The organism is Candidatus Bathyarchaeota archaeon (assembly GCA_023131225.1).
In the GTDB taxonomy this organism is placed as follows: Archaea; Thermoproteota; Bathyarchaeia; order Bathyarchaeales; family SOJC01; genus JAGLZW01.
Genome location: JAGLZW010000035.1, coordinates 1 through 15,572 on the forward strand (window position 1 = coordinate 1; position 15,572 = coordinate 15,572).

Here is a 15,572-nt window from a genome sequence, read left to right on the forward strand (position 1 = left end):
TTATGGTTGAGAATAAGGAGAAGGCAAAGAAGGTTACGGAGGCGATGAGGCAAGCTGGCTACGAGCTCATTGAGAAAGGGCGGATGTCCAAGAGCCTCCTAGAGGTTATTAGTCAGCCTCTCGTTTCTGAAGAAGAGTACAGGCGCAGTCTCAATGAAGGGTATGAAAAAGTGAAGAGCAGAGAAAAAGATTAGACGCGTCTGCAAGCTTAGAAACCACAAAACAAAAAAGGGGATTGTGCGGGAGACATCTCCACCCATGGGATGGTTCAAATAGTTATATGATCCGTAGAAAGAAGATTATTAAAATCTCGATCTGCACAGAAAAGGATTGAAAGTTTTTGATGCACCCAGATGACCCGATTATGAGAGTTTTGCCACGCAGTTTTTACGCTCGAGACACAGTTGTCGTTGCAAAAGAATTATTAGGCAAAATTTTAGTCAGACGAACATCTGAAGGAGATATTTTAGCTAAGATAGTTGAAGTTGAAGCTTATAGAGGAAACGATGACCCGGCAAGTCATGCATACAGAGGCAAGACGCCTAGAAACGAGCTGATGTTCGGAAAGGCAGGCTTTGTGTATGTATATTTCATTTATGGAAATCATTACTGCCTTAACGTAACAACTGAGAGAGAAGGCATTCCAGGTGCTGTTCTGATAAGAGGAGTCGAAGTAATTGACGGCGTCGAATTGGCCCATAAAAACAGAAGACCAAGCTCTCGGGTCAACCTGTCAAATGGTCCGGGGAAGCTGACGCAAGCCCTAGACATAACGAAAAAGCAGAACGGTCTAGATATAACTAAAACAAAAGAACTCTTTATCAGTTATCCGAAGATCAATGAAAATTTCGATACAATCACTACAAGAAGAGTTGGAATAAAACTTGGCAGCGAAAAGCCTTGGCGATTCTATGTCAAAAATAATAAACATGTCTCGAAACCATAAGTAACCAACAAGAGATATCACCACTGTATATGGGTTCAATTTCTCCCGGTCCAACTTTCTAGGAGCGCAAGCGGTTATGCGGCTCCTTCTTTTTTATCATGATCGTTGTATCCCGTTTGAATACGCAATGCGTTTGCCGATGGGACAGATGTTTGAACACTCCATGCACCACAGCGCAGAGTATTTTGACATCTCCTTCAGGTTGTTTTCGCAATAGCTGAGGCAAGCCTCTTTATCGTATTTTCCACTGTCAAATGCGTTTGCGGGACAGGCATCAACACATTTGTTGCATTCGTGGCAGTAGCCAAGGCTTTCCATAATTAGATCAGGTTTCAATGATGCGTTAGTATTAACAGCGCGTAAGCGTATTCGTGGACCGTATTTTTCTGTTATAAGAAGATTGTTTTTACCAATAATGCCTAAACCTGCAAGAGCCCCTGCCTCTTTTAGATAGAGCCCTGGTTCATAATTTGCGGGTTCAGCCCAATACCCTTCTCGTTCAAGCAAAAGTGAAAGACGTAGTGATACGCCACGCAGGATTTCATCTTCGAATGCACGGTCTGGCTTGCCTTGGTCCTCCCAGGAAGGGAGGTGAAGCCACAGGTCCAAAATGGGATCTTCCATCCATATCGCCAGAACAATGACCGTCTTGGTTCCTTCAGGAGGACGGTTTTCCTCTGGGTATCGATTGAACCTCTCAAAGTCCGCAAATCCGACGAGGTCAGCTCCCCACTTAACGGACTTTTCCTGAATAAGACGCTTAAGCTGGTCCAGTTTCTTCGCAGAACTGCTTCCTTGAGACAACCAAACACTCCCTTTATGAGAAATTTCTCCATCGTTAAAGCACTGAGTTCCATTTATATATAGGTAATCTTGGCAAGTTGAAGCTTTACAAGGGTTACCTAGATTCACAAAATATGCCCCTTCTGAATCAGAAAAAAAGAGAGAGTTTGCGAGAGATGGCTCCACTGTGGGAGGATTCAAACCCCACACCTCATCACTTTTTAGAAGTGGTTGCGCAACATTTTTCATTGCGCTCATATCTTCTAGTTCGAGGTTGTTAGTATGAAAGTTATTGCTATTCAGTCAAGCCCAAACTTGGATGGGTTAACGTCTAGCCTCGCGCAAGCCGTTCTTAACGGAGTCAGAAATGAGCGTGGGTCGGCTGAACTTATTCACCTAAACAAATTGAACCTTAAACCATGCATTGCCTGTGATAACGGATGGGGCAAGTGCAGGGATAAAGGAATCTGCGTTCATGAAGATGACTTCCAGAATTTGACGGATAAAATAGCTAAATGTGATGCATTAGTTTTTGCCACCCCTGTGTACTGGCATGACTTAAGCGAGTCCGCTAAGATTTTTTTGGACCGTCTTCGCCGGTGCGAGACCGGTTTAGGCTTTAAGACTTTTGCTGGCAAAAAAGCGATTGGAATAGCCTCGGCTGGTGGAAGCGGTCAAGGTGCAATTCGCGCCCTATATAATCTTGAAGATTATCTTAGGAGGCTTGGGTTTGACATCTTCGATTTAGTTCCAGTAACTCGGTTCTCAAAGGACCACAAGCTTGAGATGTTAGAAAAAGCAGGTAGACGCCTGATTAGAGGATAATTGGATCGCTCAAGATTTTTAATAAAGCCTAGAGAAGAACTATGAAAAAGAGGGGGTTTTGGGAGATTACCCGCGGGGAAACAGATATCGCTTATTACTTCTTGAATTCTCACTGGCAATGCATGCATTCGAATACATGTGAGTATAAGAAGAAACCAAGATTTTCCCGCGATTCCTAACCCGAAAAACTCAAAAAATCTTTCTTCAGAATTTTCCCTAGCGCACTACTAAATTTCCCCAAGATCAACGTGTCTCCACAAGTTGAACAGTCCTCCCATTTTCAATGGCCAGTCAAATCAATCTCATTCATATCTCTTTCAACATCGACTAGTTTTTGCACGGTTACACCCATGGGCATGCCTTCATAGGCAAAACTGAAACTTTGTGCTCTCAAACCATTTTTTACGATAAAGAACAATTCAAGGTCTGAATATTCTGTGTCCATGTTTTTAGCCGTGGAACTATTTATTCCTCCTAAAAGTGTGTCATCTCCAAATTTCCTCAGGAGGAGATATGTAAGTTTGTTGGCTAAGTTAACTCATCCCTCACGATTCAACTATTCACCTTCTCATCAATCATTCTACACGCAGAAAATTAAGGCTATTTATATTAGCCAGGTATATTTCAGAACCCGAATATTTCCAATGGAACAAGAAAAAAGTAGAAGCAAGGAATATCTTCTAAACGCGCGTGTTTTTGCAGTTTCACAGTGCCAGATTTTATATAACGCTCCACTCGGATAATGTTTTGGAGAGCTCTAATGTCCAGAGAACCCGCTTCTGACTTGTCCATTATTGAATCGCAGCTGAAAGGCAAAACCATACAAGTTTATTGGTACTTAATCAGATCATCCAACCACAGCGCAGGTGTGCGGGAAATCCAGCGTTCCCTTCACTTTTCAAGCCCCAGCATTGCAGTCCATCACTTGGGAAAGTTGCAAGATCTTGGACTTGTAACAAAGAAAATAACAGGTGAATATGTTCTGAAAGAAGAAGTTAAAGTTGGCCTCCTCCGATTTTTCACAAGGGTGGGACGCTTTCTGGTGCCACGTTATCTATTTTATTCAGTCTGGCTGACTACTATGCTTATCACCTATCTACTATTTTACGGCTTAACGGGCAGCGTCCATAACTTCTTTGCCTTAGCCTTCGGCGTTATTGGATGCTCCGTCTTATGGTTTGAGACGATTAGATTGTGGAGGGAAAAGCCATTTTAAGTGTGCATCAACCTGTTCTAAAACATAGAACTAAAAGCAACCCGCACCTACTTAACATTTGGAGAAAACAGTCATGAACAAAGCCATAGCATATGTTGTCACCGCTATCATTCTGGGATTAGTCATGACACTTGTTCCAACATGGTTGTTCTTAGTTAAAGCAGGCCAACAGGAAAAACTTGCAGAGGTTTTCGCACATTTTTCAAGTGAAGATTTAAGGCCCCCGTTTCTGGACTACTCAGAACAAAATCATGTGGAAGCTGTCTCGCATAGAGAAGTGGAGATACTCGGCGTCAGCTTCGTTGTAGCTTCAATAGTTTACATTCTATTTAAACGAAAAACACCGAGACACGATTACATTTGGTCTCCAATTCGTCCGTACTAATTTTAGTACACGCTGTTCTAAAACATAGCATTATACCAAGCGCTACTACTTTTTCTTTACGGGATTAAGAATGAAGATAACAAAGAAAGAAATAGGAATTGCCGTGGCTTTAGCGTTAACTATTGCTGCTTTCTCAGTCTTCTATACTGCTGCTCCACAAAGAGATAGCTTGGAAGGCCGTTATGGTCTGCAATCTGCAGCGAGCCTCGAATCCATGTACGGTTTCACGTCTGAGCCCTCAGAACGTGTCCGGATAATGGATGCCGACATTCAAGGGAAACTTAGAAACGGGACATTCGAAACAGTCGTCCCCTTTATTGAAGCACTGACAAGAGAAAAAGGCGGCTTAATAATAACTGAACGTATGACCTTTAGGGAGGGCTTGTGGAGTGGCGAAATTGTTTCAAAATTGCCTCCCGAAAACGCAAGCGCCTTTACGATGGGAACTAGAGAACATATAGATGAAAATGGACGAGTTTTGCTTATTCAAATTAGCATCCGCGAATTTACAAGTCAAAACACAACGGGTGGTGAACAATATTCCACCATCAAGACTTTTCTAAGCGAGGAATTTGAAGAGGGAAAAGAGACGCCTGAACCTGTTAATCAACTGATGTCCGTCTTTCCAGTCTTGGTCACAGGTTTAGTTTGGATTACTGAAGGATTAATCGTTGGAGTGCCACTATGCTTTGCTTCCCTTGGAGTCGTGATGCTAATAAAGAGGATAATCATTCCCTTGTGGAAAAAAGAGCTCAATAAATCTATGTAACTTCAACACTTTCTCATTTTTTAGAGTGCTTTGCGAGCATACGTTACATAGCCTGTATGCCCAGTCATGAACGTCTGCGGTCGAGTTTTTCCCCGCGCTACTTGCATTCCACGCATTATACATTCAAATGTGCCTATGTCCACAAACGCGTTTTCCCTCAGGGCTTCAACGGTCTTTACGATTTGGTCGATTGTAGGACTGAAGGATACAACGTTTCCACTGCCTTTCAGTGCTGACTGAGCATGGGGTATCACAAGCCACGGAGTTGCCAAATCCAAAACAACTGCATCAACATCTTTTTCATCGATGCCTAATGTTATGTCTTTGTTTTTGAGCTCGACATACTTTTCGACTTGGGCTTTTTTCAGGTTTTTAAGGGCGACTTCTTGAAATTCTGGTCGAATATCGTAGCTGTAGACTCGTCCCCGTGGCTTAACGTAGAAAGCTAGAGCGGTAGTTAAAGCACCTGCACCTGTGCCTGCCTCAACGACCCGGTTTCCAGGGCCTATTCCGCCAAACATAACTATCAAGGATATGTCTTTTGGGTACATTATCTGAGTTTTTCGCTGCGCTTTGAAAATGAAGTCGCGAAGAGCAGGTTTTAGAGCTACAAATTCTATGTTTAAGCTACTGAGCAGCCGTGTACCATATTTTTTGCCAATTAAACTGTCGAACTGAATATAGCCTTTATGTGTGTGGAAACTTTTGCCTTTTTCTGCTTTGACCAAGTAGGAGCGTTTCTTGTTAAGGTATAAGAGAATGTTATCGCCATTTCGAATAGTTCGACGCCTGGGCATGATAGTCTTATTGTTAAGAGAAACTTTAAAAGAATGTGGCTCTTCAACTAAAGAGATCTAGTTTGTGAGATTTTCATTATTTCAGACTTGCATCAAGCCGTTTTCTTTGTAACATCTGATCTAACGATTCTGACGACAGCTATTGCGACGAAAACAATAGTGTAGACTGCGATAAGGGCTCCTGCTAAGAAAGTCTCGGTCTCTCCTGCGGAGACAAAGGTGCCCCCAAACAAGGGGACACTTATGTTAAGCTCTCTAATTACAAAGTTAGGAAAGTTTGATACGCACCAATCTGGAAGCCACTTACTAGCCTCTAGGTAAAGCTCTTCTCCCGTAATCATGTGTACCCATGTTAGAATACCACTTATAACACTCGAAGCTATGAAAACACCAATAGTGGAAAGCAGAGCAAGCATTGTTCTCCTAAGAGCTTCGCTAAACATAAAGGCTAACGACAAGAAAACCAGATTGGAGTAAACCATAGCTAGGTAAACATGTGGAATAAACTGAAGACTATCTTGAGGGCTGAAAAATATAACGGATAAGATTACCCCAAGAACTGTTGTCAAAGCCATTACGAAACTAAAAAGCGACAATCCACCAAGGTACTTTCCAGCTACATACTCCATTCTTGTAATCGGTTTGGATAATAGTATATCGGCCGTCCCTTGTTCGTATTCTTCAGACATCGATCCGCCAACAACCATAATAGCAATAAGCACTGAAAAGAGCCCTTGAGGCGCTAATACTTCCAAAGTCCACATTAGAGGCTTAATTTGTTCCAACCATACCTCTAAGCCAGGAGGGGGATTAGTAAAAAGATGATTGAACACTACAAAAATGATTATTTGGACAGCAAACACCAAAATAACTAGCGCAAGGAACTTTTTTTTGGCTAGGGCTCTCTTCCATTCGTAACCAATGATTACAGTAACTCTTCTAAGAGCATTCATGTTATTGACCTCGTCTCAGAGCGCGTAGGTAAGCGTCTTCTAACGTTATCTTGCGCAGGTTAAGACTTAGTAACACGCCTTTTTGTTTGAAGATTTCTGAGGAAATTTCGCCTCTCAAGTCCTTCTTCTCCTTCAGTTCTATTCTTAGCTTATTTCCCTCCACCTTAACCTCTTCCACATAATCTAGCTTTTCAAGATTTGAGACTACCGTTTTCGTTACCTTTTCCAGTTCTGCTTCAACAACCCATCTCTGGGTAAAAGCCTCCAACACCTGTTCCATTGGGCCTGTGAAGACCATTCTCCCCTTATTTATCATTCCCACATGAGTGCAGATGCGTTGAACCTCGTCTAGAAGATGAGAGGATATGAAGATAGTTTTACCTTGTTTTGAAAAGGTTGTAAGGATATCTCTGAAGTGAGCTGTGGCTTCTGGGTCCATACCAATCGTAGGCTCATCCATGATGAGAACCACGGGATCATTGATGAGGGACAATGCTATAGAAAGTCTCTGAACCATTCCTTTACTATACTTTCCAATCTTCTTGCTGCCCCACTCTTTTAAGCCAACCAAGTCAAGAAGTTGCTTAACCCTCTTCTTCCTCGCCATTCCATCTAACCCAAATATTTTTCCCATGAAGTCCAGTAGTTGCTCTCCAGTGAAGAAAGCCTGCAAGGTTGGCAGTTCCGGAGCATATCCAAGGCTTCGGAGGGCTTGAACTGGATCTTCGGATGGGTTTACACCGTTTATTCTGGCTTCACCTTGATCTGGCTTTAGGAGGCCAAGCATAGTTCTTATGGTTGTAGTTTTGCCTGCTCCATTTGGACCTAGATAGCCATATATCCACCCTTTTTCCACTGTAAAGGAGACAGAATCTAACGCTTTGAAATCTCCGTAGAACTTTGTAATATCTGAAACTGCTATGACTGATTGGGGCAAGGCTATCACCAAGCTGTGAAACAGTTTATTTAACGTTCTTAATAAACTTGAAAATGAAAGCTTTGCATTTTGGCAGACGTGACGATTTTTGAACTTTAGCACACTAAAAATTTACCCTGTTATTCCTGCTTTTTGCCACGAAAAGAAATATAAACTACGTTGATGCTGTTGAAGTGCACAGTTGGAAGAAAGCATGCCAAAATTCGGCTACTCAATCACAGAATTCGATACTGAAAGAACTGTTAAAGCCAGTGGACGGGAGCTTAGAATATCCCCTAAACACGCAAGAGAAGTGTGCAAAACAATCAAAGGCATGCATTTAGATAAAGCAAAACGATATCTGGGGCAAGTTATAGCAAAAAAACAACCTGTCCCCTTCCGCAGATTCGTGAAAAAACTGGGCCATAGACATGGAATGCAAAAAGCCATGGTCGGAAAGTATCCGATTAAGGCAGCAACAAAAATCTTGAAAGTTCTTGAAAGCGCAGAAGGTAATGCTGATTTTAAAGACCTTGACATTGAACGCCTTCGCATAATCCACGCATCAGCCTACCCCGGAATGAAAGTTAAACGCGCCATACCAAGAGCATTTGGGCTCTCAAGCCCAAAAAACACAACGCTTACACACATCGAAATTGTTCTAGAAGAAATAGAAGAGAAAACAGAGGGAGTTGCCTAATGTCTGTAGTTAAACATTTCATCGAAGAAGCCATAAAAAAGACAGAAATCGACGAATTTTTGCAGAACAAACTTGAAAGGGCAGGTTATGGCGGCGTAGACATCGCAAAGACACCGCTAGGAACACACATAGTGGTCCATGCTATGCGCCCCGGCGTCGTCATCGGTCGAGGCGGAGAAACCATAAAGGACCTCGCAAGCGCTTTAGAGAAGTTCAACCTTCCTAATCCCCAAATTTCTGTAACGGAAATTGAAATCCCCGAACTCAATGCATATGTTATCGCTTCACGTATTGCTTCGGCGTTAAGAAGAGGTGTTCACTATAGAAGATCAGGATATTGGGCGCTTAAGCAAATTATGGATGCTGGGGCATTAGGAGTTGAAATTACTATTAGCGGGAAATTGCGGGGTCAAAGGTCAAAATACGAAAAATTTCGCGCTGGATACTTGCCTAAGAGTGGAGAACCACCATTAGCATACACGAGAAAAGCAGAGTTGCATGTCCAGTTAAAACCAGGCATTCTTGGAGTAAAAGTACGCATAATGCCTCCCGACGCCAAGTTCCCCGACAAAATAACCATAATTCCTCAAGAAGCAAAAGAGGAGACAGCGAAAGCACTTGAAGAAGAAACACCTGTAGAAACCGAAACACCAATGACGGAAAAAGAGGAAGAGGAGGCAACCGAATAAAAAATGCCCATAATTCGACTCAAAGACATCCGAGACATATCTTCAGAAGAACGGAGAAAAAAAGTTACAGAATTACAAACCGAACTTGTACGACTAAGAACAATGACGAAGGCAGGTGGTTCTATAGAAAACACCGCACGCATAAGAGAACTTCGCAAAGCCATCGCTCGCATCCTCACCATAGAACACGAAGCAAAACTTGCAGAGGCAAAAGAGGCGAAAAAACAATGAAAGTCACACCAGCGATAATTCAGCATGAGTTTATCGGTCTCGAAGCAAAAATCACAAAAGCCTCCAACCCCAGTCACATAGGTATCGCTGGTACAATTGTTAACGAAACACGAAACACGTTTGTAATACTGCAGGACAACAAAAGGAAAACCATAGCAAAAAGCCAAGCAGTTTTCCATTTCACTCTGCCAGACTCCACAATCGTGGAGATTAATGGACAGATTCTGGTGGGAAGACCTGAAGAGCGCTTGAAAAAGCGAATTAGGAGGATCTGGTAGAAAATGCCATTCTCTTTAAAGAAACCTAAAAAATCATGCACTGACCCCAGTTGTCCCTTTCATGGGAGCCTATCTGTTAGGGGGCGTTCTCTGGATGGCTTGGTTATTAGTGCAAAAATGGATAAAACTGTTATAATTCGACGTAACTATCTTCATTATTTTCCAAAATTTAAACGATACGAGAGAAGACACAGCCACATACCTGCTCACAACCCACCCTGCCTTAATGCGAAAGAAGGCGACAGAGTGAAAATCGCCGAGTGTCGTCCCATAAGCAAGACTGTTACCTTCGTGATAGTTGAAAAACTGGAGGAAAAATAGTTGGCGGCAAGAGCGAGACCACGCGCGTTATTCGCAAGGGCAATGCTTGGGCAAAAACCGAAAGTCACAAGGGGCGTCCAATGCGGCACCATGTTGAAATGCGCCGATAACACCGGCGCTAGAAAACTCAGACTTATCCAAGTCATCGGATACAAAGGACGGCTAAGGCGTGTTCCAGCAGCTGGTGTAGGCGATTTGATAATGACCTCTGTACGGAAAGGGACGCCAGACATGCGAAAAAAACTTTTCCGAGCAGTCGTTGTGCGACAGAGAATGCCCTTCCGTCGTGCAGAAGGTATCTGGGTTCAGTTTGAGGACAACGCGGCAGTCATAATGACTACTGAAGGAGAAATGAAAGGTTCCGAGATTAGAGGGCCAGTGGCGAGAGAAGCAGCAGAGCGATGGCCTAGAATAGCGAGCGCTGCAAGCATAATAGTGTAGGTGAACGCCATGCAAATTACAAAACCAGGAACACAACGCAAAAAATTGTTTCAAGCTCCTGCTCATCTGCGCTATAAACATTTTTCCGCGGCTTTATCGCCTGATTTGAAGAAGAAGCATGGAGCAAACGCCATTCCTGTGAAAGTAGGCGATACGGTTCGATTAATGAGAGGCGATCGTAAAGGGTTTGAAGGTAAAATCATTAGGGTTGACCGTAGAAAGTACAAAATTTTCGTTGAAGGCGTCACGCGTGAAAAAGTAGATGGAACGTCAATACCGATTCCAATTCATCCATCAAAAGCAATGATTATCAGTCTTGATATGAGTGACAAATGGCGCAGAAAGGCGTTGAATCGGAAAGGTGTGCTTCTAGAAAAAGAAGGACATCCTCCGGCTGAAGCTGTTGAGGAGAAGGAAGAGATCGAAGAAAAACCAAAGCCGAAAGAAGTGGCGAAGAAGCCTAGGAGGAAGGAGAAGAAGAAAAGAGAACCAGCAAAGCCTGCGTCAAAGACAGTGAAGAAAGCTAGAAAAACCGTGAAACCAAGACGGAAAAGAACAAAAAAAGCTAAAGTTGAAGGGAGAAGTGAATAGTTTGGGAAAGAAAGGTGGAAGTAGACACCTGAAAAGAAAGCCAGCGCCAAGATTTTGGCCAATCCACCGCAAAGAATATGTCTGGACTGTAAAACCAAAACCTGGTCCTCACTCACTAGCGCATAGTCTACCATTAACAATAGTTATGAGAGATATTTTGGGTTTTGCAAAAACGCGGAAAGAAGCGAAAACTATTTTTTCAAAAGGAAAGGTGCTTGTTGACGGAAAAACTCGCAGAGAAGAAGCGTTTCCTGTGGGTTTGATGGATGTCATTGCTATTCCTGATGCAGAGGTAACTTATCGAATTTTGTCGCATAGAAAGGGGCTCATTTTGCACCCTATAGAAAGTGATGAAGCCACATTCAAGCTTTGTCGGATAGAAAACAAGACGGTTGTTGACCATGGCCATATTCAACTTAACCTTCACGATGGCGCTAACAAATTGGTACAAGTTGCAGACTCTAAGAACCCTGAAGAAGATGTCTACCAGACCCTCAATGTCATCAAAGTCGCCATCCCTGACGGCGAGATAATCGGACAAATAAAACTGGCGAAAAACGCAACTGCATTAATCATTGGAGGAAAGAACATGGGAGTCTATGGAAAAATCGTAGACATTGAAGAAGCTAAAGCGAAAAAACGTCGCTTACTGTTGACGACAATAGAGGATGCCGCTGGGAAACGTTTCCAGACAACCCTAGATTTCATTTTTGCTACAGGTGAAGGTGAACACTCCATATCGTTGCCCGAGGTGAGATAGTTGTCGGAAGAAGAGGAAATCCAAAAAAAATGGCGAGAAATTCCTATGCTTAAGCCGAAAATCCGGAAGGTAACCGTTAACATAGCTGTGGGACAATCAGGGGAGCCCCTTGAAAAAGCTGTACAGGTTCTCGAACAACTGACAGGCCGAAAACCTGTAAAGAGGAAAGCCAAGCAAACTATAAGAGATTTTGGAATAAGAGAGGGTGAACCAATCTCCTGCGTTGTAACACTTCGAAAAGAAAAAGCCATAGAATTCCTCACCAAAACACTTCAAGCTGTTGACAATAAAATACCAAAGAAACGTTTCGACAACAATGGCAACTTTTCCTTCGGGATAAGAGAACATATTGAAATTCCAGGCACAAAATACACGCCAGAGCTTGGAATCTTCGGGATGGATATCTCGGTTACTCTCGGTCGTGCTGGCTATCGCGTCAAAGAACGAAGACGAACCAGATCAACGATCGGCATAAGTCATTTGTTAACCCCTGAAGAGGCAATAGTATTCATCAAAGATACCTTAGCGGTTGAGATAACCTGAGGTGTAGCTGAATGGGAAAACAGAGACCTAAGAAAGAACGAAAATTCGGTAAGGGCAGCAGACCTTGTAGAAGATGTGGCTCTTACGGCCCAGTAATCCGGCGTTACAATTTATATATATGCCGGCAGTGCTTTAGGGAGATAGCCCGAAAACTTGGGTTTAAAAAATACGAATAAGGAAGCGGAAGATAATGGTGGATACAATCGCGAATGGCATGACTACATTGATAAACAACGAGATGCGCCTAAAGCGAGAATGTATAATCAGTCCAGCCTCTAAACTGCTTGGCAGAGTTCTAAGAGTTATGCAACTAGGTGGATACATCGGCGAGTTTGAATTCATAGATGATGGCATAACAGGAAAGTTCAAGATACAACTTCTCGGCAGAATAAACAAATGTGGCGCAATTAGGCCTCGCTTTCCAGTACGATCAGACGAATTTGAGGAATGGGAAAGAAGCTTTCTTCCTTCAAAGGATATAGGTATCCTTGTCATCTCCACTTCCAGAGGTGTGACTTCTCACAAAACAGCAAAAGAGGAAAAAATAGGGGGTCGTCTATTAGCCTTCGTCTATTAGGAGAAAAAGAAAGAAAATGCGCTTATTGGAAGTCGAAAAAACTGTTGAAGTCCCCGAAGGTGTGGACGTCAAAATAGATGGCAGAGTAGTAACCATATCAGGAGAGAAGGGAACGTTAACCAGAGATTTCTCTCACGCATCTTTATCTATTCAAAAGGAAGAAAAACTGGTAAAAATTCGAACAGATTGGCCTCGCAAAAAAGAGGCAGCAACAGTTGCAACTATAAGTTCTCACATTCAAAATATGATAACGGGAGTAACTAAGGGATTCACATACAAATTAAAAATCGTTTTTTCTCACTTTCCAATATCCGTCAAAGTCGAACAAAAGAAAGTTCTAATAGAGAACTTTACGGGCGAACGCAGTCCACGCACAGCAAAAATAGTGGGGGACACAAAAGTTACAGTCAAATCCGACGACGTAATTGTTCAAGGAACAAACTTGGAAGACGTAAGTCAGACAGCAGCAAACATCGAACAAGGAACAAGAGTCAAAAGAAAAGATCCGCGTGTGTTTCTTGACGGCATATACGTGTATAAGCGTCTCAAGGGGACAGAAACTTGATCAAAAGACCAAGACAAGAGAAGGCTGCGGCTGAACAAGCAGTAAAGTTGCGGAAGGCCGTGAAGGCGAGAAAACCCAAGTTTAGACGCCACGAAAGCTGGCGTTACAAACGTTTGAAGGAAAGCTGGAGAAAACCCCGCGGATTAGACAATAAGATGCGACAGAAAGCAAAAGGTTGGCCCAAGGCCGTAAATGTTGGCTATCGTGGACCGCGAATTGCTAGAGGACTACACCCGTCAGGATACGAGGAAGTACTAATTCACACACCAGATGAAATAGTAGAGGTGGACCCTAAAACTCAAGCCATACGAATCGCCCACACTGTAGGAACTAGAAAACGAATTCAAATTGCTTCACAGGCAAGAGAAAGAGAAATTCATGTTTTGAATCCACTTGTCAAAAGGGAAATTGGAGAAGAAAAAATCGAAGAAGAGTTGCTTGAAGAAACGATTTCAGAACCTCAAGAGACTAAGGTAAAACCAGAAAAGAAAACGAACCATTCCAAACGCTCCAAACGGAGAAAAGGAAGTGAAAACAAATGAGTCTCAAAAGCCAACGCCGCCTTGCTGCTGATATCCTTAAAATAGGGCAAAACAGGGTTTGGATAGATCCTGAGAGAATAGACGAAGTTGAGGTAGCAATCACCAGAGAAGAAATTAGGAAACTCATTCATGAAAGGACCATAAAATCCCTTCCTGAAAAAGGAGTTAGCAGATCACGCGCCCGTGTTTTACATAGACAAAAAAAGAAGGGGTTAAGAAGAGGTCCCGGCAAAAGAAGCAAGTCAAGAATTTCTAAGAAAGAGGTTTGGATGAAGAGAATTCGAGCGTTGCGAAGAAGGCTACGAGAGTTGAAAGAAAAACGTGTAATTACAGAAAACACATATCGTAAGTTTTACCAAATAGCAGGAAGTGGTGCCTTCGAATCAATCGCTGAACTTGAGCGCCGTATAAAGGCTAAAGGCTTATGGAGGACGCGTTGATGGCAAAAGGCCCATCCTATTGTGTTCCATTTCGGAGACGCAGAGAAGGCAAAACGGACTACAAAGCAAGAAAGGCACTGATACTCTCAAGACTTCCTCGCGTGGTAACGAGAGGGTCACTGAAACACATGAACGTTCAAATTATAGAAGCTACCACAACAGGTGACAAAGTCATTGTCTCAGCTAACTCGCAAGAGCTAAAAAATTATGGTTGGCAAGCTGCATGTGGAAACTTACCTTCTGCATATCTAACTGGTCTATTATGCGGTACGAGGGCAGTGGCTAAAAATGTGAAAAAGGCCATTGTGGACATAGGGCTTCATCAACCTACAAAGGGAGCTCGTGTTTTTGCCTCTTTAAAGGGCGTTTTAGATGCTGGTATTAGTGTTCCACATGGCGTAGAGAAACTGCCAGACGAAAAACAATTAAGAGGACAACACATCGCCGATTATGCTAAAAGTTTAGCCTCTTCAAATGTTGAACTCTATGAAAGAACATTTTCTAAATACTTGGAAAGAAAACTTGCTCCAGAAAAACTAGTGGAATACTTTAATGCAGCAAAAGAAAAAATAGCGACCCCACCCAAAAGAAAGAAGGCGAGAAAGACAAAGAAGAAAGTTAAAAGGAAAGTTAAAAAACTATGAGAAGACGAAGACGAAGACAACGTATAAGAAGAACAAAACGAGAAGTAAGCGAAACGTGGACGCCAAAAACCTCCCTTGGCAAAATGATCCAAGAAGGCCGCATTTCTTCTATGGAAGAAATATTTATGGAAGGATTGAAGATACGCGAGTCAGAAATTGTAGATCTTTTGCTTCCTGATTTACAAGAAGAAGTTATTAACATAAATTTGGTGCAAAAACAAACCGACGCTGGAGAGAAGTCGCAGTTTAAAGCAATAGTAGCAGTTGGTAACCGTGATGGCTACATAGGGTTAGGCGGTGGGAAAACAAGACAAGTACGTGCAGCAATTGAAAAAGCAGCTGTGAACGCACGGCTCAACGTGAGTCTTGTCCGTAGAGGTTGTGGCAGTTGGGAATGTGGATGTGGAAAGCCACATTCAATGTCATTTCAGACAACAGGCAAATGTGGTGGTGTAGAAATTGTTTTAATTCCAGGACCTAGGGGTCTCGGCTTAGTTGCAGGTGAAACAGCGAAGATAATTCTAGGGCTTGCAGGAATAAAAGACTGTTGGACAAAGAGCTTCGGTTCGACAAGAACTATTCCATCGTTTGCCTATGCTGTTTTTGACGCCCTTAAAAAAACTTACAGCCTTGTTACACCTGAAGATTGGGTGAGGTAAA

27 protein-coding genes are annotated in these 15,572 nt (G+C 42.7%); 22 read left to right on the forward strand and 5 right to left on the reverse strand.

What is annotated here, in order from left to right; genetic code table 11:
* Positions 1-194, forward strand: a 194-nt coding sequence (locus KAU88_08830; protein ID MCK4478611.1) for a hypothetical protein, incomplete at its 5' end; no start/stop codon positions are given.
* A 170-nt stretch (positions 195-364) separates the two neighbouring features.
* On the forward strand, positions 365-946 hold the full coding sequence (locus KAU88_08835) for a DNA-3-methyladenine glycosylase (GenBank protein MCK4478612.1): 582 nt from the start codon (positions 365-367) through the stop codon (positions 944-946).
* 96 nt (positions 947-1,042) lie between these two features.
* On the opposite strand, the gene KAU88_08840 is transcribed toward KAU88_08835, so the two are convergent.
* Positions 1,043-1,750 carry an epoxyqueuosine reductase gene (locus KAU88_08840; GenBank protein MCK4478613.1) on the reverse strand — a complete coding sequence of 236 codons (708 nt, stop codon included), beginning with the start codon at positions 1,748-1,750 and terminating at the stop codon, positions 1,043-1,045.
* Positions 1,751-2,011: 261 nt separating this feature from the next.
* Between KAU88_08840 and KAU88_08845 the strand changes: the two genes are divergently transcribed.
* The gene (locus KAU88_08845; protein ID MCK4478614.1) at positions 2,012-2,554 is read left to right on the forward strand and encodes a flavodoxin family protein; all 543 of its coding nucleotides are present in this window, start codon (positions 2,012-2,014) and stop codon (positions 2,552-2,554) included.
* 280 nt (positions 2,555-2,834) lie between these two features.
* Here the strand turns inward: KAU88_08845 and KAU88_08850 are convergent, their stop codons facing one another.
* The gene (locus KAU88_08850; GenBank protein ID MCK4478615.1) at positions 2,835-2,999 is read right to left on the reverse strand and encodes a hypothetical protein; all 165 of its coding nucleotides are present in this window, start codon (positions 2,997-2,999) and stop codon (positions 2,835-2,837) included.
* A gap of 315 nt (positions 3,000-3,314) precedes the next feature.
* Between KAU88_08850 and KAU88_08855 the strand changes: the two genes are divergently transcribed.
* The 3 genes from KAU88_08855 (at position 3,315) to KAU88_08865 (ending at position 4,924) form a co-directional block, all read left to right on the forward strand.
* Positions 3,315-3,770: a hypothetical protein gene (locus KAU88_08855; protein ID MCK4478616.1), complete on the forward strand. Its 456-nt coding sequence runs from the start codon at positions 3,315-3,317 to the stop codon at positions 3,768-3,770.
* 73 nt (positions 3,771-3,843) lie between these two features.
* On the forward strand, positions 3,844-4,155 hold the full coding sequence (locus KAU88_08860) for a hypothetical protein (protein ID MCK4478617.1): 312 nt from the start codon (positions 3,844-3,846) through the stop codon (positions 4,153-4,155).
* A 70-nt stretch (positions 4,156-4,225) separates the two neighbouring features.
* Positions 4,226-4,924 carry a hypothetical protein gene (locus tag KAU88_08865; protein ID MCK4478618.1) on the forward strand — a complete coding sequence of 233 codons (699 nt, stop codon included), beginning with the start codon at positions 4,226-4,228 and terminating at the stop codon, positions 4,922-4,924.
* 20 nt (positions 4,925-4,944) lie between these two features.
* Here the strand turns inward: KAU88_08865 and KAU88_08870 are convergent, their stop codons facing one another.
* The 3 genes from KAU88_08870 to KAU88_08880 all read right to left on the reverse strand — a co-directional run bounded on the left by KAU88_08870 (position 4,945) and on the right by KAU88_08880 (position 7,611).
* Entirely contained in the window at positions 4,945-5,721 is a 777-nt protein-coding gene (locus KAU88_08870; protein MCK4478619.1) for a tRNA (adenine-N1)-methyltransferase, read from the reverse strand.
* A gap of 92 nt (positions 5,722-5,813) precedes the next feature.
* Positions 5,814-6,674 (reverse strand): ABC transporter permease, encoded by an 861-nt coding sequence (locus KAU88_08875; protein ID MCK4478620.1) that lies wholly within the window; start codon positions 6,672-6,674, stop codon positions 5,814-5,816.
* 1 nt (position 6,675) lies between these two features.
* Positions 6,676-7,611, reverse strand: coding sequence for an ABC transporter ATP-binding protein (locus KAU88_08880; protein ID MCK4478621.1), 936 nt, complete (start codon positions 7,609-7,611; stop codon positions 6,676-6,678).
* A 193-nt stretch (positions 7,612-7,804) separates the two neighbouring features.
* Here KAU88_08880 and KAU88_08885 point away from each other — a divergent pair, with 193 nt between their 5' ends.
* The 16 genes from KAU88_08885 to KAU88_08960 are packed head-to-tail and all read left to right on the forward strand — an operon-like array spanning position 7,805 to position 15,571.
* A complete protein-coding gene (locus tag KAU88_08885) occupies positions 7,805-8,290 on the forward strand; it encodes a 50S ribosomal protein L22 (GenBank protein ID MCK4478622.1) in 486 nt (161 codons plus the stop codon).
* Positions 8,290-8,979, forward strand: coding sequence for a 30S ribosomal protein S3 (locus KAU88_08890; protein ID MCK4478623.1), 690 nt, complete (start codon positions 8,290-8,292; stop codon positions 8,977-8,979). The genes KAU88_08885 and KAU88_08890 overlap by 1 nt, the downstream gene beginning before the upstream one ends.
* A 3-nt stretch (positions 8,980-8,982) precedes the next feature.
* Positions 8,983-9,210: a 50S ribosomal protein L29 gene (gene rpmC, locus KAU88_08895; GenBank protein MCK4478624.1), complete on the forward strand. Its 228-nt coding sequence runs from the start codon at positions 8,983-8,985 to the stop codon at positions 9,208-9,210.
* Positions 9,207-9,488 (forward strand): ribonuclease P protein component 1, encoded by a 282-nt coding sequence (locus tag KAU88_08900; GenBank protein MCK4478625.1) that lies wholly within the window; start codon positions 9,207-9,209, stop codon positions 9,486-9,488. Before rpmC ends, KAU88_08900 begins: the two co-directional genes overlap by 4 nt.
* 3 nt (positions 9,489-9,491) lie before the next feature.
* Positions 9,492-9,809 carry a 30S ribosomal protein S17 gene (locus tag KAU88_08905; GenBank protein MCK4478626.1) on the forward strand — a complete coding sequence of 106 codons (318 nt, stop codon included), beginning with the start codon at positions 9,492-9,494 and terminating at the stop codon, positions 9,807-9,809.
* 42 nt (positions 9,810-9,851) lie between these two features.
* Positions 9,852-10,250 (forward strand): 50S ribosomal protein L14, encoded by a 399-nt coding sequence (locus KAU88_08910; protein MCK4478627.1) that lies wholly within the window; start codon positions 9,852-9,854, stop codon positions 10,248-10,250.
* Positions 10,251-10,259: 9 nt separating this feature from the next.
* Positions 10,260-10,841 (forward strand): 50S ribosomal protein L24, encoded by a 582-nt coding sequence (locus KAU88_08915; protein MCK4478628.1) that lies wholly within the window; start codon positions 10,260-10,262, stop codon positions 10,839-10,841.
* Position 10,842: 1 nt separating this feature from the next.
* The gene (locus KAU88_08920) at positions 10,843-11,601 is read left to right on the forward strand and encodes a 30S ribosomal protein S4e (protein ID MCK4478629.1); all 759 of its coding nucleotides are present in this window, start codon (positions 10,843-10,845) and stop codon (positions 11,599-11,601) included.
* Between the two features lie 45 nt (positions 11,602-11,646).
* Complete coding sequence (locus tag KAU88_08925) at positions 11,647-12,144, forward strand: 50S ribosomal protein L5 (GenBank protein MCK4478630.1); 498 nt, start codon at positions 11,647-11,649, stop codon at positions 12,142-12,144.
* An 11-nt stretch (positions 12,145-12,155) separates the two neighbouring features.
* Positions 12,156-12,320, forward strand: coding sequence for a 30S ribosomal protein S14 (locus tag KAU88_08930; GenBank protein MCK4478631.1), 165 nt, complete (start codon positions 12,156-12,158; stop codon positions 12,318-12,320).
* 14 nt (positions 12,321-12,334) lie between these two features.
* Complete coding sequence (locus tag KAU88_08935) at positions 12,335-12,721, forward strand: 30S ribosomal protein S8 (protein ID MCK4478632.1); 387 nt, start codon at positions 12,335-12,337, stop codon at positions 12,719-12,721.
* Between the two features lie 16 nt (positions 12,722-12,737).
* A complete protein-coding gene (locus KAU88_08940; protein MCK4478633.1) occupies positions 12,738-13,286 on the forward strand; it encodes a 50S ribosomal protein L6 in 549 nt (182 codons plus the stop codon).
* Complete coding sequence (locus KAU88_08945) at positions 13,286-13,828, forward strand: 50S ribosomal protein L32e (GenBank protein MCK4478634.1); 543 nt, start codon at positions 13,286-13,288, stop codon at positions 13,826-13,828. The genes KAU88_08940 and KAU88_08945 overlap by 1 nt, the downstream gene beginning before the upstream one ends.
* Complete coding sequence (locus tag KAU88_08950; GenBank protein MCK4478635.1) at positions 13,825-14,268, forward strand: 50S ribosomal protein L19e; 444 nt, start codon at positions 13,825-13,827, stop codon at positions 14,266-14,268. The genes KAU88_08945 and KAU88_08950 overlap by 4 nt, the downstream gene beginning before the upstream one ends.
* Complete coding sequence (locus KAU88_08955) at positions 14,268-14,912, forward strand: 50S ribosomal protein L18 (protein ID MCK4478636.1); 645 nt, start codon at positions 14,268-14,270, stop codon at positions 14,910-14,912. Before KAU88_08950 ends, KAU88_08955 begins: the two co-directional genes overlap by 1 nt.
* Positions 14,909-15,571, forward strand: coding sequence for a 30S ribosomal protein S5 (locus tag KAU88_08960; protein MCK4478637.1), 663 nt, complete (start codon positions 14,909-14,911; stop codon positions 15,569-15,571). Before KAU88_08955 ends, KAU88_08960 begins: the two co-directional genes overlap by 4 nt.
* Position 15,572: the final 1 nt, after the last annotated feature.

Excerpts from the sequence above, each read along its gene's own strand:
- KAU88_08835 (MCK4478612.1), top strand. The coding sequence starts at position 365 with ATGAGAGTTTTGCCACGCAGTTTTTACGCTCGAGACACAGTTGTCGTT.
- KAU88_08845 (MCK4478614.1), top strand. The coding sequence starts at position 2,012 with ATGAAAGTTATTGCTATTCAGTCAAGCCCAAACTTGGATGGGTTAACG.
- KAU88_08850 (MCK4478615.1), bottom strand. The coding sequence starts at position 2,999 with ATGGACACAGAATATTCAGACCTTGAATTGTTCTTTATCGTAAAAAAT.
- KAU88_08855 (MCK4478616.1), top strand. The coding sequence starts at position 3,315 with ATGTCCAGAGAACCCGCTTCTGACTTGTCCATTATTGAATCGCAGCTG.
- KAU88_08860 (MCK4478617.1), top strand. The coding sequence starts at position 3,844 with ATGAACAAAGCCATAGCATATGTTGTCACCGCTATCATTCTGGGATTA.
- KAU88_08865 (MCK4478618.1), top strand. The coding sequence starts at position 4,226 with ATGAAGATAACAAAGAAAGAAATAGGAATTGCCGTGGCTTTAGCGTTA.
- KAU88_08870 (MCK4478619.1), bottom strand. The coding sequence starts at position 5,721 with ATGCCCAGGCGTCGAACTATTCGAAATGGCGATAACATTCTCTTATAC.
- KAU88_08875 (MCK4478620.1), bottom strand. The coding sequence starts at position 6,674 with ATGAATGCTCTTAGAAGAGTTACTGTAATCATTGGTTACGAATGGAAG.
- KAU88_08885 (MCK4478622.1), top strand. The coding sequence starts at position 7,805 with ATGCCAAAATTCGGCTACTCAATCACAGAATTCGATACTGAAAGAACT.
- KAU88_08890 (MCK4478623.1), top strand. The coding sequence starts at position 8,290 with ATGTCTGTAGTTAAACATTTCATCGAAGAAGCCATAAAAAAGACAGAA.
- rpmC (MCK4478624.1), top strand. The coding sequence starts at position 8,983 with ATGCCCATAATTCGACTCAAAGACATCCGAGACATATCTTCAGAAGAA.
- KAU88_08900 (MCK4478625.1), top strand. The coding sequence starts at position 9,207 with ATGAAAGTCACACCAGCGATAATTCAGCATGAGTTTATCGGTCTCGAA.
- KAU88_08905 (MCK4478626.1), top strand. The coding sequence starts at position 9,492 with ATGCCATTCTCTTTAAAGAAACCTAAAAAATCATGCACTGACCCCAGT.
- KAU88_08910 (MCK4478627.1), top strand. The coding sequence starts at position 9,852 with ATGCTTGGGCAAAAACCGAAAGTCACAAGGGGCGTCCAATGCGGCACC.
- KAU88_08915 (MCK4478628.1), top strand. The coding sequence starts at position 10,260 with ATGCAAATTACAAAACCAGGAACACAACGCAAAAAATTGTTTCAAGCT.
- KAU88_08925 (MCK4478630.1), top strand. The coding sequence starts at position 11,647 with ATGCTTAAGCCGAAAATCCGGAAGGTAACCGTTAACATAGCTGTGGGA.
- KAU88_08930 (MCK4478631.1), top strand. The coding sequence starts at position 12,156 with ATGGGAAAACAGAGACCTAAGAAAGAACGAAAATTCGGTAAGGGCAGC.
- KAU88_08935 (MCK4478632.1), top strand. The coding sequence starts at position 12,335 with ATGGTGGATACAATCGCGAATGGCATGACTACATTGATAAACAACGAG.
- KAU88_08940 (MCK4478633.1), top strand. The coding sequence starts at position 12,738 with ATGCGCTTATTGGAAGTCGAAAAAACTGTTGAAGTCCCCGAAGGTGTG.
- KAU88_08950 (MCK4478635.1), top strand. The coding sequence starts at position 13,825 with ATGAGTCTCAAAAGCCAACGCCGCCTTGCTGCTGATATCCTTAAAATA.
- KAU88_08955 (MCK4478636.1), top strand. The coding sequence starts at position 14,268 with ATGGCAAAAGGCCCATCCTATTGTGTTCCATTTCGGAGACGCAGAGAA.
- KAU88_08960 (MCK4478637.1), top strand. The coding sequence starts at position 14,909 with ATGAGAAGACGAAGACGAAGACAACGTATAAGAAGAACAAAACGAGAA.